Source organism: Enterococcus sp. DIV0213h (assembly GCF_051711285.1).
In the GTDB taxonomy this organism is placed as follows: Bacteria; Bacillota; Bacilli; order Lactobacillales; family Enterococcaceae; genus Enterococcus_D; species Enterococcus_D casseliflavus.
Map to the genome: position 1 here is coordinate 3,287,736 of NZ_JBIOMH010000001.1, position 14,968 is coordinate 3,302,703.

The window sequence follows — 14,968 nt, forward strand, 5'->3', positions numbered from 1 at the left end:
TTACTTACCTTACTCTCATCAAACATTCGTTAAATGCTATTTTTCCTTTCTTTATTTATAAGAAATAAAGCAAAAAAAATAATAAAAAAACATGGTTAAATGTAACTTACATTCGTTTTCCGTCTTTCTTTTTCATTTGATCCGTCAAAATGAGAAATGTCTGATAGAAGGGTAAACATACAGAAATCGCCAATGATTTTTATCAAAATAGTCCAAAAAAAGACCTGATCGCATGCTTGCTGATCAGGTCTTCTCGCCTTAAAGACATTTGTTTCATCCCCGAAAGGATGTCCTCTTTAATGATTAATGGATCGCGCCGCCAATTGCTTTTAGATCTTCTTTGTCGGCATAATCAACGATGGCTTCCACCGCTGCAGTCAATCCTTTGGCGATGTCTTCGATGCTCATTGCAGGCTGTCCTGCTTTATCGACGACTTGCTGAGGAATAAACGGCACGTGGATAAAACCGCCCTTCATTTCAGGGTATTTTGTATCGATCATGTATTGTACTTGATACATGATGTGGTTGCAGACGAAGGTTCCAGCAGTATTAGAAACGGCTGCAGGTATTCCTGCTTTTTTCATGTTTTCTACCATTGCTTTGATCGGCAGTTGTGTGAAGTAAGCAGGCTTCCCTTCTGTTTGGATCGCTTCATCGACGGGTTGATTGCCTTCGTTATCAGGAATCCGGGCATCATCCACATTGATCGCCACTCGTTCTGGTGAGATGGCAAACCGTCCACCCGCTTGGCCAATGTTTAAAACGACATCTGGGTGGATCTCTTCAATTTTCTCTGCGACGATCGCTGCTGATTTCCCAAATACAGTGGGGATCTCTGCTTTCACGATCTGTGCACCATGAATTGTATCTGGCAACAATTTCACTGCTTCTAAGGCAGGATTGATTGCTTCTCCGCCAAATGGATCAAATCCGGTAATTAGTAGTTTCATTTCCATCATCCTTCCCTCTTTGTTTTACCACTAAAATGCCCAAAAGTACATTAAAGCGATGTGGATCACTAACAATAATAAAGCAATTGGGGCTTGTGCTTTAATGACGCCATTGGGGTCTTTCATCTCTAACAAGGCCACTGGCAGTGCATTGAAATTGGCTGCCATCGGAGTCAGCAATGTGCCACAAAAACCAGCGGTCATTGCCAACGCACCAGCAACGACTGGGTCGCCGCCTTGCGCCATCACAAAAGGTACACCGATGCCTGCGGTAATAACGGTAAATGCCGCAAAGCCATTTCCCATGATCATAGTAAAGATCATCATTCCTAAACAGTAAGCCACGACACCGATAAAACGATTGCCTTCTGGCACGACACCAGAGATTCCTTGAGAAATCACATCACCGACACCAGCAGCGTTAAAAATGACACCTAGTGCTGCTAATAACTGCGGCAAGATACCGGCAGTTCCGACTTGACGAAGCATCCGGTCGGAATCGTCCAGCACTGTTTTCGGTTTAGCGGAAGTCAACACGACTGCCAACAAGAGCGCTAAGATCGATGCGATCCCGATTCCAACTTGGCCTCCTAATGGTGTATAAGAAATCACCACAGCGATCAATGCTAAGCTGATACATGGCACGAAGATCGTACTACCGATCCGTTTAGCCGATGCTTCTGCTTTTTCATCATCCACGTCCACGATTTTACCAATCTGCACTTGTTTGAAGAAGGTCAAACAGCCCATCAAAACGATCAAAATCCCGTCCACAAGATACGGCAAGAAATTCCCGAAAGCAAAGACGATCCCTAGCAGTAACCAAAAAGCAGAGGTGCCTAATCGGGTGGGATGATCCGCTTCGCGAAAAACCCGTACAGCCGTCATGATCGACAGCAATCCGATCAAGATATAAAAGAATTCCAGTAATCCGTTAACGATTCCTTCCATCTATTTGTCCTCCTTCTTGCCATATTTTTTTGCTAATTTACGATCAAAGAGCAAGTTCGACAACGTAGCAATGACTAAGACGATCAATGCGATCGGCAATGAGGCTTGCGCGATCGAACTAGCTGCCACATCGTAGCCAAGAGATTGCAATGTTCCTACGATCAATAGCACACCAGAAGCAGCCACAAAGGTATTTTGGGCAAAGAAATTCCCGAAGTTTTCGTTAGCGGCAGCCCGAGCTTTGATTTTTTCCTGATCTTTTTCATCCAGTTCCCCAAATTTGTTTTCCCCAGCAGCTTGCGCCATCGGGTTAACGATCGGGCGGATAAATTGTGTATGTCCTTGGATCCGAATAGAGAAAAAGCCAGCAAGTTCTCGAATAAACAAGTACAAGCTCAAGAACTTCCCTGGTGTTAAGCCTTTGATCTTTTCAATCAATATGACTGCCTGCTGCTTCAAGCCAAAACGTTCTGACAATCCGACCATCGGTAGTGTCAGTAAGAACAGCGTAACGAGTCGATTATTGACAAACGCTTCTCCTAACATTGTTAAAAAATCAACAACAGAAATCCCCGACACAAGCGCGGTGACAAAACCAGCAACGATTACGACAGCAATAGTATCTAGCTTCAGCAAAAAGCCGACTAAAATAACTAGAATACCAATTAATTTAATCCATTCCATCAAATCATCCTTTCACGATAAGTTATTTTTAATGGATACCAGCTTTTAGTATAATCTATTTTTTTCTTGTAAAACAATGTTTTTTGAATTTTCTTTCGAGGAATACGCTTTCTTTAATGTGTTTTTTAATTACTTTGATAGTAAATAAAAAAAGAAGAACTGCGCTTGTGCAGTCCTTCTTTTGCTTTTTACGTTTAAGAAGCGGAGGCTTCTTTTTTCATTTGTTTGCTTCGCAGCTGTCCGCAAGCTGCGTCGATATCTGTCCCGTGTTCTTTACGGATCACGCAATTGATGCCGTTTTTCTTTAAAATGTCATAAAAGGCTAGCACATCGGCTTTTTTACTTCGAGCGTATTGGTCATGCTCACTCACTGGGTTATATGGGATCAAGTTGACGTATGACAATTTCTTTTTATCCTTCAATAAAGCTGCCAACTGACGGGCATGTTCTGGCCGGTCATTGACATGATCCAGCATGATGTACTCAAATGTGATCCGACGATTGGTTTTTTCTAAATAATAGTCGACCGCTGCCATCAGCTTTTCAATCGGGAAACTCCGATTGATCCGCATCATGGAGGTTCTGACTTCGTTATTTGGGGCATGCAGCGAAATCGCTAGGTTCACTTGCAAGCCGTTCTCCGCAAACTCTCTAATTTTATGCGCTAAGCCGCTGGTTGACACAGTAATATGCCGCGCGCCGATCGCTAAGCCTTTCGGGTCATTGATGATCTGTAAGAAATGCATCACATTGTCATAGTTATCAAAGGGTTCGCCGATCCCCATGACCACCACGTGAGAGACTCGTTCCCCCTCATTGCGTTCATCAAAATAGTGTTGTACTAACATGATTTGAGCCACGATCTCGCCTGCCGTTAAGTCTCGTTGCTTCTTTAATAACCCACTGGCACAAAACGTACAGCCGATGTTGCAGCCGACTTGGGTCGTCACACAAACGGACATGCCATATTCTTGACGCATCAAGACCGTTTCAATCATGTGATTGTCTGGCAATTGGAATAAATACTTGACGGTTCCGTCACTGGCTTCTTGTACCACCATCTGTTTCAGGGGATTGATCACAAAGGCTGCCGACAGTTTCTCAATCAAAGGTTTCGGTAGGTTGGTCATTTCTTCAAAGCTGGTTACTCGTTTTTCATAGAGCCACTCCCACACTTGGTTGGCACGGAATTTCTTTTCTTTTTGTTCAGTTATCCACAAAGATAGATCTGATTTGGTAAGTCCATAAATCGATGGGTTCACTTTTTTCCCTCTTTTCAAACTAGTCGCTACATACTATAACTGAATTCTTTTTCAAAATCAATCATGTTTTAGCATTCACAAAATAATGCTCATGGTTTTTATTTTTTCTCATTGTCATTTAGAATGAAAGCAATAACGTTCTTATTGTGTTGCTTGCTTCCTTATCTTTTTCTTAAAATAAAAAATTTAAAGAGACAAGCCAGATTCATCTCCTTGGCTTATCTCTTTTCTAATTGGTTGATAATGGCTTCAGAACTCAATGTCTGACTCCTTAGAGATTTTGAACCTGATAATATACAAAATCAGCATATGATTTATGCTGGTGTGAATCAACGGCACCTATAAAATCAAACAGACCCGAAAATCCGCCAATTTCTCCGGACTCACCGTTTACGCCTTCATCAGAAAGATAACAAACGTCAAGCTCCTCTAAAAACTTCTCCCAATCATTCTCCGCATCAAACCGATAATAAAGTGAGGCAAAGCCATTTCGATAGAGAACCTTGAGCTCGGCTTCGTCCCCTTTTGCATCAACTCGGTGATATGGAAACTCGATTCTCTCTCCTAACTTAGCTTGTAAAATAGTCAAAATCGTATCATCTTTTTCTTCTGAGTAAGTTAAATGCAAGTAGAGCCAATTATTGGAATCATAATACAATCCAATCCCAGCTGTTTCTGAATAGTGTTTGGGTTTAAAAATCACCTTCGTCTGAACTGTATGGTTGAAGGACACCGCTCTGGTTGCCATTATAGCTGGTGCCCATTGTGAAAACAGTGAATTTTGCCCATAAATTCTAAGATGTCCCGGATTATCTGCAGTATTGACCCATTCGTCACACTGTGCTTGATAAGGAGTAGAAAAATCTAATAGGTAATCTACTTTAGTAAAGTCATCATAGAGATCTTGCTGTAATTGAACGGAAGATACTCCTTCTAAACCAGTAAAAGATGCTTGCGCTATATTCGTTCCTTCTTCCATCTCTAGCCAGCCTTCTTTTGTCCACGTCATCTTTTGAAACCCAGTTTCGCGTCCTAATGGATTCTGCAATCTCCCAGTAAGCGGTCGTGACATTAAATGTGCCAAATACCATTCATCTGTATGTGTATGTACAAGTGATCCATGTCCTGCTTTTTGAATAACTGAAAGTGGATTAAACATCTGAAATTGTCCTGCATCTGGATTGCCTAAAGAGAATAAATGACGCGGAGATGAAGTAACGATCGGCTCTTTTGAAGGATGAGGCTCATAAGGTCCATAAATACTTCTCGCCCTGCCAATTTCTACCCCATGGGCATAACCAGTGCCGCCAGAAGCAATCAGCAGATAATAATACTCATTGTGTTTATAAATTTGTGGTGCTTCTGCACAACCTCGTGTCGTAAAACCTTGCGTCACTCTATGCCACGAACCAATGACTTCCCCAACGATCAAGTCATATTCTGCAATGACGATATGTCCAGGTGTTTGATATCCTTCCCGAGTTTCCCATTCAAGAATGGTTAAATAATGCTTCCCGTCATCATCATGAAAAAGTGCTGGATCAAATCCGATCGATGTCATATAAACAGGATTGGACCATGGTCCGCGAATATCTTCAGCCCATATAGCATAAGAATCTGCGTTGAATTCACGACCTGCCATATTCTTCATATGAGAATAAACAAGCCAATAAGTCTTAGATGCATCATCAAAAGAAAGATGCGGAGCCCAAACCCCTGCGGGAGTGTTGGTTCCTCTCAAGGTGATTGCTTCATTTTTTAATGGGGAGCCAATCAGCTTCCAATTTACTAAATCATCAGATTCAAAAAGTTGAATCGCCGGATGCCAATGAAACGTCGATGTTGCAATATAATATTTGTTTTTTACTCGTATGATTGAAGGATCAGGTGCCATTCCAGGAATTACAGGGTTGGTGATTTCACTCATTGAGTTACTCCTCCTTTGAAGATTGTTGTTTTTTTATAATTTCTGCTCGATACTCTGATGGTGTAACCATTGTCTTTTGTTTGAACAATTTACTAAAATGATATCGATCATGATAACCGACTTTTTCTCCAACTTTTTGAATATCTAAAGCAGGTTGTTCAATTAATAATTCTTTTGCTTTGTTAATTCGTAAAGAAACGATTTTTTGATAGATTGAACCCCCAAAACTTTCTTTATATTTACGAGAAAGATATTCTTTGCTGTATCCAAGTGCCTCTGCCAATGATTCAACAGTGATATTTTCTAAGTAATACTTCTGAATAAATAAATCAATCTGTTCCCCAATCTGCTCTGATACTCCAGCATTTACACCTTTATCGATTCTTGTCATCAAATGCTTAATATCTGTCTCTTTGATTGGTTTTAACAAATAATCTTCGATTGCTAGACGCAAACCGCGCTGAACGTAGTAAAAGTCATCATATCCAGTAATAATAACGATCTTTGTCTTAGGTGAGAACTTACGTACGTTTTCAATCACATCAAATCCATTCATAATAGGCATATTGATATCTGTAATAAGAAGATCTGCAAGATGCTTTTGTGCATATTCAACAACTGCTTTTCCATTGTCGGTTTCTAACACAATCTCGTAATCGGTTAAACGCTGAAACTTCGCAACAATATTTTTTCTGATAAATCGTTCGTCTTCCAAAATAATCATCTTTTTCATTCTAATCCCACCTATTAAAAATGATCGTAGTTCCTTTCTCAGCAGGCAGTAAAAAAAGCAGCGCTTTTTCTTCGAAGTAATACCGGACTCGCAAATACGCATTCAGCATACCTGTATGTTCCATATTTCTAAACAATTCATAAACGTCAGAAAAGGTATATTGACTATAGCTGTTGAATGTTTCAATCTGTTGCAATGACATTCCTTTTCCTTGATCACTTATTCTAATCTCCCATGATGTATCATGATAGTATATTCCGGTAATTGCTACTATCCAGTTCCCCTCTTCATCTGCGCCGTGTTTAAATGCATTTTCTAGAATTGAAAGTAGAATCATCTTAGGAACTTTAATTTGACGCATCTTTTCAGGAATCTCATAGTTCACATTTACTCGTTCGCCGTAACGTATCACCATCATTTTCGTATAATTTTCTAAGACTTCAATTTCTTTTTGTAAAGAAACGATCTCATCGTATCCTTTGCTGGAATAGCGCAAAATCTCTGCAGAACTCTCTGCCAACTGTATGATTTCTTCTGTCATCTCTAATTCTGAAAGAGAAACGATATTTGTTAAAATGTTGTATAAAAAATGAGGATTTGTTTGAGAAGTTATGTTGGAAATGCTGACTTTCTTTTCGACCTCTTTAGCGATAAGAAGTTCTTCTAAATTGATTGCCAACTGATTTATCATTGTAACAACGGACTCATTCAAAAGATCAAGTTCTTTTACTTGATGTTTTTTAGTAAAAGATACAAGCTCGATTTCCTTTGGATTTTTAAAGTTGCTTGTTTCCAATAATTCACTAACTTGTTTAATCGGAAAGGATACCCTCTTTGAAAGATTATCTGTCAAACGGTAGAGAACCCCAAAAAAGAAAATGAAAAGCAAAAAGCAGAATAATGTTACATGAATCAGGACTGGTAATAATTGAAACCTATTAACAGAATACGCAATTTTCCATTCATTCAGCCTATCTTCTTTAATGGTTCTTTCCCAGATAAATTTGCTTTTGAATGCTGTTTCGTTCTCAAAAATAACATTATCCATTCCATCATAAATCACCATCTTGATTGTATTTTCATCAGTTAAAAAGTCTTGAAAGAAAACCTCTGCATCCATTTCTATTGAAACTAGACCAGTTTTCTTAAAGTTCGTGTAATAGGGTCTTAAGTAGACAACATTTTTTGCCTCTTGATTAAAAAAAATCGTTGATTCTCGTTCTTTCTGAAAACCACTACTGAGTTGCGGGTCTTCAATAAAGTTGTTATCAATCAGACCGTTGTATTTTCCAACTGATATCTGCCTTCCGTCCAAATTATAGATAGAAATGTTCGCATATTGAATGAAAGGTCCCGCGATTGCTTTTAATGCATCCATTACCTCTCTTACCTCCAGCATCTCAAATGAAGCAGGATCAGCAAACGTATCAATCACCCTTGTATGAGAGATAGGATATAAGAAATTTAATGAACTTGTTTCAAAAACAGTCGTTTTTTCTTGTAAGAGTTCTTGGTAATTTTCTGCCATTCGTTCCGAGCGATTGTGAAAATCAAAATCCAAATAAAGTAAAATCGTAAAAAAGAAACCTAGAAAGAGAACAAGAAAGAAACCACCAAATAAATGCAGATACTCTCTTGTCAGCAGTTGTTTTAATTCCTGTTCTTTTTCTTTGCTTCTATTTAACCGCACCCATCGCAGCTCCTTTTGTAATTTTATCGTTTAACACAATATAAACAATGATTGCAGGCAATGAGGACAAGAACATTACTGCAAACTGCGCAGAATAATTCGATGAATATTGCCCAACAAAATTTTGAACAGAAAACGGAAGTGTCCGGTAGCTATCACTAGAAAGGTACGTAGCTGCCATAATATATTCATTCCAAGTACTCAAGAACGTCATGATAGCAACAGTCATTGTTGGTGCTTTGACTATCGGGAAAACAATTCTAAAAATCGCCTGGGGCAATGAACAGCCATCTAAAACAGCTGCTTCTTCCAAAGCTAAGGGGACTGATGAAAGGTAACCTGTATAAATGAAAACTGCTTGCGGAATAGAAAAGGCAGTGTATGGTAAAATCAAAGCCAAATATGAATCTTTAATCCCTAAATAATCAAAAGAAATAAAATTAGGCACTAATGTCGCATGAATCGGAATCATGATACCTAACATGATAAACAGCAGAAATTTATTTTTTAATTTCCACTTCATACGAGTAAATGCATAAGCCATCATAAAACTCAGAAAGATCGTTAAAAGCACTGTTACAATATTTACAATTAAACTGTTCATCAAATACTGTATTATTTTTCCATCTACCCATGCAATTTGATAGTTCTCCCATCTGAATTCACTAGGCCAAACCAATATCGATGAACCAAACAGTTCCGAACTGCTAACCAGAGAAAAATTAAACAACCAGATCAAAGGAAATAGTTGAAACAAAGCAAAAACGATCCCAGGAAGTAAGAAGAACGCGCGCTTGACTCTTTCTGCAGTAAAAAACTTTTCTTTTATCGTATACACATTTTCCATATCATCTCACCTCTTCCTCTTTAAATATCGTTTGGACAGCAACCGTAGCAATTAAACAGGCAATAACGAATAGAATCGATATTGCATTGGAATAGCCATACTGAAAAGCAGAAAACGCCTGTCTATAAAGATAGTTTGCAATAACCTGGCTTGAATCCATTGGTCCTCCATTCGTCGTTAAATAAACTGTTTCCATTTGCTTCAAACCGGAAATGAGTGCCAATGTAACATTCACTTTAATTACCGGCTTTAATAATGGCAAGGTTACTTTCAAAAACTGCTGTACTTTGTTTGCTCCATCAATTTTCGCTGCTTCGAATACATCTTCTGGAAGATTTTTGATTCCTGTATAATAAATCAGCATTCCCCATCCAAATCCTTGCCACATCACAATTAGTGTAATAGCAATCAATGAAAACCGCGGATCACTCAACCAAGAAAGAGCATATTGCCCCAATCCGACGCTGTGCAAGACTTTATTTAACATACCATGATTAGGATCCAAAATATTTACCCACATTTTTGAAGTCACCATGATTGAAATGATGGCGGGCAAGAAAAAAATTGCTCGAAATATTTTTTCCGCTTTTCCTCCGACTTTATCGATAAATAATGCAGTTACCATACAAATGGGATGCTGTAAGACAATCAGACAGGCTGAAATGAATAATGAATTGCCAAGTGATTTCCAAAAAAGACTGTCCTCAAATAAAATTCTGCGAAAATTTTCTATTCCAATAAATACCGGTGCTGATATTCCATCCCATTCAGTTGTTCCAAAATAAAGGCTCAAAATAATCGGGACAAATACTGCAATCATAAAAACGCAGAAACCAGGGAATATCAAAAGACTGATGATTCGTTTGTCTTTTCTCATTTTTTCCATTTACGTCACCCTTCAGATAAAATAGTAGTAAATCATCTATTATATAAATACCTGTTTCTTATTGTTCGTCGATTGCTCGCTGAAATTGCTCTAAAAAATCATCTACAGCCATGTTCCCGCTCACAAAATTTTGCGCAAGTGTTTCAAAACTATCCTTAAACTTAGAAGATAGATAATCGTTTACTGGCGTGCCGCTGATATCTGAAGCCTCTGACAAAATAGTCGTCAAATCTTTTTGCAGATTTGTTTCATTCCCAGTAAAGTACTGTTCATATGCCATAGCTGGTATAAACGAATTGCTTTCCCATGCTAATTTTGTATAGTTTTCAGGTTTCATCATGAAGTTCAAAAATTCTAATGCCATTTCTCTGTTCTCAGAATCATTGTTAACAACATAACCGCCACCATACCAGCCTGTCAGATAGCTTTGATCACCGCTATCTCCTACAGGAAGTGAAAGCGCATGGACATTTTCTTTAAATTCATCTGATGCATCGGACGACTCGCCGTCCATTGAAGCGTCCCAAGATCCTGTGTAGTACATAGCTGTTTGACCTTGAATAAATAAGTTTTGTGCTGCACCATATTCAGCAGATAAAAAACCATCTTGGAAGATACCTAAATCAGTCAAATCCTTCATTTTGACTGCAGCATCAATCGCATGCTGGTCCTCTTGTACAAGACGCTCGCCATTGAGAACTTGGTAAAGTGTTTCTTGTGTTCCGCCATTTTTTAAGTAAAGTTCATTGTAAAACATTGCAAAGAGATATGGCGATAAACCAGAGACTGCGACAGGAGCTACACCGTTTTCTCTAAAAAGTGTGACAGCATCTGAAAATTCTTTATAGTTTGTGGGAATATCGATGTTATTCTCAGAAAAAATTTCTGCATTATAGTAAAGAACCATATAATCATTGGTATAAGGTAAACCATAGAGCTTATCATCAACCTCGAAACTTTTCAGCGCACCAGCGAAATATTCATGATCGTTGTAATCGCTCTCATTCAATTCTGCTAATTGCCCATTTTGAGCCATAACTTCATATGCCGGGTGTGTACTCCAATGATTCATTATATCAGGCATTTCTGAAGAATTTGCATAGGCACTCAACTTTTGTTTGTATTGTTCGTCAGGCAATGCTTCTACAACAATTTTAACATTTGGATTTTCTTCTTCAAATTTCCGAATCAAATCCTCTTCGATTTTCCCTCTGCCAGTGTTTCGATCAGGAACATTAGAAAACAGCTTGAGTTCAATTGGGTTGGCTTCGCGGTTCCCTGATTCATTTGGTGATGTACCGCAGGCACCTAACAATAAGAGCGTTAATCCAGTCAATAAATATAGCCATTTGTTTTTCATTTTAATTCCTCCTTTATTATTCTATCCAAACATTATCAAAAAAACGCTTACTTTATAATGTGAATTCATGACATAGTTTTGTACATTTCTAACATAATTTAATTTTTTTTATTTTTTTTGGTTAAAAACCACAAAAAAACCATTATACTCCACAGGGAGAAATAATGGTTTAAATGATGCCTATTAACAAATTGCACATCAAACACTTCACTCATCTACTGCACAATATAAAATTTTATTATCTTATACAGTTTCTTGTATCATAGAAATTCGATGACATTTCCTTCTTTGGCGGTCAACATGCCCCGTTGCGGCGGCTGCAGTTGCAAATAAAGTTGTAGCGACATTTCTAGTATCAGCTCTTTGTCTCCCTGCTGAAAAACGCCGTAATAATGTGTCTGTTCCCGCTTTTCTTCATATGTATGACTCACAAGATAATATCCTTGTTCCATGGTTTCGTTGCGCTTTTTTGTTTCTGAAAGAAAACGGCGAATATGTTTATACGTAAAGAAACTCAATAAAATGACAACTGCTATTAATACTACATACCCCATTGACAGATTTACACCTCGATCGTTGATGTAGCAAAAGTCGGCTCAACACCAATACTGATCATCAAGGCAGCATCGACTTCACACATCACTTTATCATCTAAGTGACAAACCTTTTCTTTCAAACGGCTTTTGTCGATCGTGCGAATCTGTTCCATCAAAATGACGGAGTCTTTGCCAATCCCTGTGCAAGAAGCGGAAATCCCAATATGCGTTGGTAATTTCGGCTTCGCCATTTTTGCCGTGATCGCCGCAATGATCACAGTGGGACTGAAGTGATTCCCCAAGTCATTTTGAATGATCAAGACCGGACGTATCCCGCCTTGCTCCGATCCAACCACTGGTGAAAGATCGGCAAAATAAATATCTCCCCTTTTTACCATAGGACCACCCTAACTTTTATATTCTCGCGGAACCCTTGCTGAAAGGGTACACGCTACTTCATAGTGAATCGTTTCTAACTGGTCTGCAACATCCTGCATCGTAATTTGTTCCCCATGATTCTCACCGATCAAGGTGACTGGTGTACCGACAGCAAATGCCCGCGGCAAACGAATCATCAATTGATCCATACACACTCGACCGACGATCTCACAACGCTCGCCTTCTACTAAGATCGAGAAGCCTTGCATTTTTCGTAACCAGCCGTCAGCATAACCGATAGGCACGGTGCCGATCCATTCCTGACGTGGAGTGATATATGTTTCACCATAGCCAATCCCCGCTCCTTTTTCAAGTAATTTCACTTGTATCAGTTCAGAAACGAGCGAAAGCGCAGGTTTTAAGGAAAATGGTTCGCTCAGCGCATGACCTGATGGGTTCAACCCATACATTGCGATCCCAAAACGGACCATATTTCCTACTGCTTCTTTGTGCCATAAAGAGGTTGCGCTATTGCCTGTATGTATATATGTCGGCAAATAGGGCAAAACAGTTAAGACTTCTTTAAAACGTTGGTGCTGGGTTTCCCAATAGCTCGTGTCTGCTTGATCCGCTGTGGAGAAATGGGTAAAGATCCCTTCCCACTCAAAAGAGGGGTGATCTTCTAACCAAAGAACGGCTTGGCGCACTTCTTCGACAGTCAAAAAGCCGATTCTCCCCATACCAGTATCCACCTTGATATGCACTTTAAGCGGCTTATTTAGAGGGTTCTCCTCTAAATAAGCGCCTGCTTCTATCAGCCAGTCCATCGAAGCGACTGGAAATGACAAATCATAGGTCGTCAGCAAGGCAATATCACACACATTCACGACACCTAAGATCAAAATCGGGTCAGTAATCCCTGCTTCTCTCAATTCGATCGCTTCATCGATCGTCGCAACGCAAAAACCATCTGCGCCGCCTTCTTTGGCTGCAAGAGCGGTTTGAACCGCTCCGTGTCCGTAACCATTCGCTTTGACCACCGCAAAAAGAAATGTCTCGCTTGGTAAGTGAGCAATCTCATGTTTGATGTTTTCGGTAATCGCAGTTGTATCAATTATCGCTTTCGTTGGTCTATGGTAAGCAACCACCATTTCCAGTTCCTTCTTTCTACTAGTGCTTGATCAGACGAACAAATTAAGTTGGTTTTATGTAGTCGGCTGTTCGTCCATGAAGTATCAAAGTCTTCTTGACTGACAGACTACTTCAACTTGGTTTATTCACTATCTAGTACTTCTAAAATAATTTGTGCAAAAGCAGTATCATTTGTATGGGTGATACTGACAAACGTTTTTTCTAAAGGATGCGGTGCTTTAGTAACGATCGGGGCACCGAATTCATTGGTCAAGACTTCAATATCATGAAAAGAAACTTTGCCGATCCCTGTCCCCCAAGCTTTCGAGAACGCTTCTTTGCAGGCATAGCGCCCGCCAAGGAACTCTACCTGACGTTTCAGCGGCAAGCGTGCAAATAATTTTGCTTCCTTCTCTGTTAAAATACGCGTTATAAACTGAGGTTTTTTTTCAATTAATTCTTTCATTCGAGGCAGCTCGACTGCATCGATCCCGATTCCTTTGATCATTCTTTTCTCTACCTTCACCTAAGATAGGGTTTTCCAAATTGGAAATACCCCTTGTTCAGCTAGTTACCATTCTACCAAAAAAATGGCGAATTACCATTCAAATCTGACGAGTTTATACGGAGATTAAGATTTAAAAAAAGAAAGATTCAGTTAAATCATATTTTACGACGATTCGAAAATCTTTGTAATAAATGAACATTAAAAAAATCCTTACCGCATTATTATCCCTTCTACTACTATTTAATTAAGTTGCTTTAGCTAAAAGAACTCAAAAAAGCCAATTCAATCAAATGGAACATTTGATTGAATTGGGCCTAATCATTCGTTCTCTATTTTCAAAATAAAATCATAGAAAAGAAAGACGGGGATAATGCTAAGCATTCATATTATAAATATTACTCTATCTATTCAATTGAATTTCATATCTATATCTATCAGCCCGATAATAAATTTCCGCATATTCGATATTTCTATTTTTATCATCGATTGTATTTCTAGTTATATACAACAATGGTTCTCCCGTTTTGATCTTTAAATGATCAGCCAATACATCATCTGCTACGATAGACTCAATAATTTCGGTAGCACTTTCGATCAGAATAGATTTATCTTCAAAAATTTTATAGAGTGAAGCTTCTGGAGAATTAAAGTCCTCTTCATTCAACTCTATATAATTTTTCGGCACATATACACGCTGAAAACCGATATTCTCATCATCAATGATTCGTATCCGTTCATTCACATAAACTTCTTCCATTGGAGATAATTTTAACTGCAACCTTACTTTTTCAGGTGCAGGTTCTCTTCTAAAATCAACTAGCTTAGATGAAGTAATATGCTCACTATGCTCATCATTAAAACTTATCAAGCGATTCAATTGTAATGTTCGCTTATTGCTGTTGACGATTGTTCCCAATCCAGGAACCTTTTTGATATATCCATCCGATTCTAACAGTTGCAGTGCGGAACGAATCGTTATTCTGCTGACACCATATTTTTTTTGCAAATCAACTTCAGTTGGAAAAAAATCATTTTCCACATATTTCTTTGCAATAATGCTTTTTTTCAATTCTTCATAGATTTGATAATATTTAGAATTACTATTATTACTCAAATTATCCCTG

At 38.7% G+C, this 14,968-nt stretch carries 15 protein-coding genes; all 15 read right to left on the reverse strand.

Annotation, left to right across the window (positions count from 1 at the left end; all coding sequences use genetic code 11):
- Nucleotides 1-303: 303 nt before the first annotated feature.
- Nucleotides 304-951, reverse strand: coding sequence for a pyroglutamyl-peptidase I (pcp, locus tag IGI77_RS15305; protein WP_005227979.1), 648 nt, complete (start codon nt 949-951; stop codon nt 304-306).
- Nucleotides 952-981: 30 nt separating this feature from the next.
- Nucleotides 982-1,902: a DUF979 domain-containing protein gene (locus tag IGI77_RS15310; RefSeq protein ID WP_005227977.1), complete on the reverse strand. Its 921-nt coding sequence runs from the start codon at nt 1,900-1,902 to the stop codon at nt 982-984.
- Nucleotides 1,903-2,586 (reverse strand): DUF969 domain-containing protein, encoded by a 684-nt coding sequence (locus tag IGI77_RS15315; protein WP_010749105.1) that lies wholly within the window; start codon nt 2,584-2,586, stop codon nt 1,903-1,905.
- A gap of 194 nt (nt 2,587-2,780) precedes the next feature.
- On the reverse strand, nt 2,781-3,848 hold the full coding sequence (gene rlmN / locus IGI77_RS15320) for a 23S rRNA (adenine(2503)-C(2))-methyltransferase RlmN (RefSeq protein WP_231435901.1): 1,068 nt from the start codon (nt 3,846-3,848) through the stop codon (nt 2,781-2,783).
- 271 nt (nt 3,849-4,119) lie between these two features.
- Nucleotides 4,120-5,775, reverse strand: coding sequence for a family 43 glycosylhydrolase (locus tag IGI77_RS15325; protein ID WP_438770309.1), 1,656 nt, complete (start codon nt 5,773-5,775; stop codon nt 4,120-4,122).
- Between the two features lie 4 nt (nt 5,776-5,779).
- Complete coding sequence (locus IGI77_RS15330) at nt 5,780-6,508, reverse strand: response regulator transcription factor (protein ID WP_413129443.1); 729 nt, start codon at nt 6,506-6,508, stop codon at nt 5,780-5,782.
- A gap of 1 nt (nt 6,509) precedes the next feature.
- The gene (locus IGI77_RS15335) at nt 6,510-8,198 is read right to left on the reverse strand and encodes a sensor histidine kinase (protein WP_438770310.1); all 1,689 of its coding nucleotides are present in this window, start codon (nt 8,196-8,198) and stop codon (nt 6,510-6,512) included.
- Nucleotides 8,185-9,045, reverse strand: coding sequence for a carbohydrate ABC transporter permease (locus tag IGI77_RS15340; RefSeq protein ID WP_413129440.1), 861 nt, complete (start codon nt 9,043-9,045; stop codon nt 8,185-8,187). Before IGI77_RS15340 ends, IGI77_RS15335 begins: the two co-directional genes overlap by 14 nt.
- Nucleotide 9,046: 1 nt before the next feature.
- The gene (locus tag IGI77_RS15345; protein ID WP_413129439.1) at nt 9,047-9,931 is read right to left on the reverse strand and encodes a carbohydrate ABC transporter permease; all 885 of its coding nucleotides are present in this window, start codon (nt 9,929-9,931) and stop codon (nt 9,047-9,049) included.
- Nucleotides 9,932-9,989: 58 nt separating this feature from the next.
- Entirely contained in the window at nt 9,990-11,291 is a 1,302-nt protein-coding gene (locus tag IGI77_RS15350) for an ABC transporter substrate-binding protein (RefSeq protein ID WP_413129437.1), read from the reverse strand.
- 260 nt (nt 11,292-11,551) lie between these two features.
- Entirely contained in the window at nt 11,552-11,845 is a 294-nt protein-coding gene (locus tag IGI77_RS15355) for a hypothetical protein (RefSeq protein WP_413129436.1), read from the reverse strand.
- An 8-nt stretch (nt 11,846-11,853) separates the two neighbouring features.
- Nucleotides 11,854-12,225 (reverse strand): type II toxin-antitoxin system PemK/MazF family toxin, encoded by a 372-nt coding sequence (locus tag IGI77_RS15360; RefSeq protein WP_005227961.1) that lies wholly within the window; start codon nt 12,223-12,225, stop codon nt 11,854-11,856.
- Nucleotides 12,226-12,234: 9 nt separating this feature from the next.
- Nucleotides 12,235-13,356 (reverse strand): alanine racemase, encoded by a 1,122-nt coding sequence (alr, locus tag IGI77_RS15365; protein WP_015510423.1) that lies wholly within the window; start codon nt 13,354-13,356, stop codon nt 12,235-12,237.
- A 122-nt stretch (nt 13,357-13,478) separates the two neighbouring features.
- Nucleotides 13,479-13,844: a holo-ACP synthase gene (acpS, locus tag IGI77_RS15370; protein ID WP_015510424.1), complete on the reverse strand. Its 366-nt coding sequence runs from the start codon at nt 13,842-13,844 to the stop codon at nt 13,479-13,481.
- A 400-nt stretch (nt 13,845-14,244) separates the two neighbouring features.
- A complete protein-coding gene (locus IGI77_RS15375; protein ID WP_096741770.1) occupies nt 14,245-14,958 on the reverse strand; it encodes a GntR family transcriptional regulator in 714 nt (237 codons plus the stop codon).
- Nucleotides 14,959-14,968 lie beyond the last annotated feature (10 nt).

Coding starts and splice junctions, on each gene's coding strand:
- pcp (WP_005227979.1), bottom strand. CDS start 951: ATGAAACTACTAATTACCGGATTTGATCCATTTGGCGGAGAAGCAATC.
- IGI77_RS15310 (WP_005227977.1), bottom strand. CDS start 1,902: ATGGAAGGAATCGTTAACGGATTACTGGAATTCTTTTATATCTTGATC.
- IGI77_RS15315 (WP_010749105.1), bottom strand. CDS start 2,586: ATGGAATGGATTAAATTAATTGGTATTCTAGTTATTTTAGTCGGCTTT.
- IGI77_RS15325 (WP_438770309.1), bottom strand. CDS start 5,775: ATGAGTGAAATCACCAACCCTGTAATTCCTGGAATGGCACCTGATCCT.
- IGI77_RS15330 (WP_413129443.1), bottom strand. CDS start 6,508: ATGAAAAAGATGATTATTTTGGAAGACGAACGATTTATCAGAAAAAAT.
- IGI77_RS15340 (WP_413129440.1), bottom strand. CDS start 9,045: ATGGAAAATGTGTATACGATAAAAGAAAAGTTTTTTACTGCAGAAAGA.
- IGI77_RS15345 (WP_413129439.1), bottom strand. CDS start 9,931: ATGGAAAAAATGAGAAAAGACAAACGAATCATCAGTCTTTTGATATTC.
- IGI77_RS15350 (WP_413129437.1), bottom strand. CDS start 11,291: ATGAAAAACAAATGGCTATATTTATTGACTGGATTAACGCTCTTATTG.
- IGI77_RS15355 (WP_413129436.1), bottom strand. CDS start 11,845: ATGGGGTATGTAGTATTAATAGCAGTTGTCATTTTATTGAGTTTCTTT.
- IGI77_RS15360 (WP_005227961.1), bottom strand. CDS start 12,225: ATGGTAAAAAGGGGAGATATTTATTTTGCCGATCTTTCACCAGTGGTT.
- alr (WP_015510423.1), bottom strand. CDS start 13,356: ATGGTGGTTGCTTACCATAGACCAACGAAAGCGATAATTGATACAACT.
- acpS (WP_015510424.1), bottom strand. CDS start 13,844: ATGATCAAAGGAATCGGGATCGATGCAGTCGAGCTGCCTCGAATGAAA.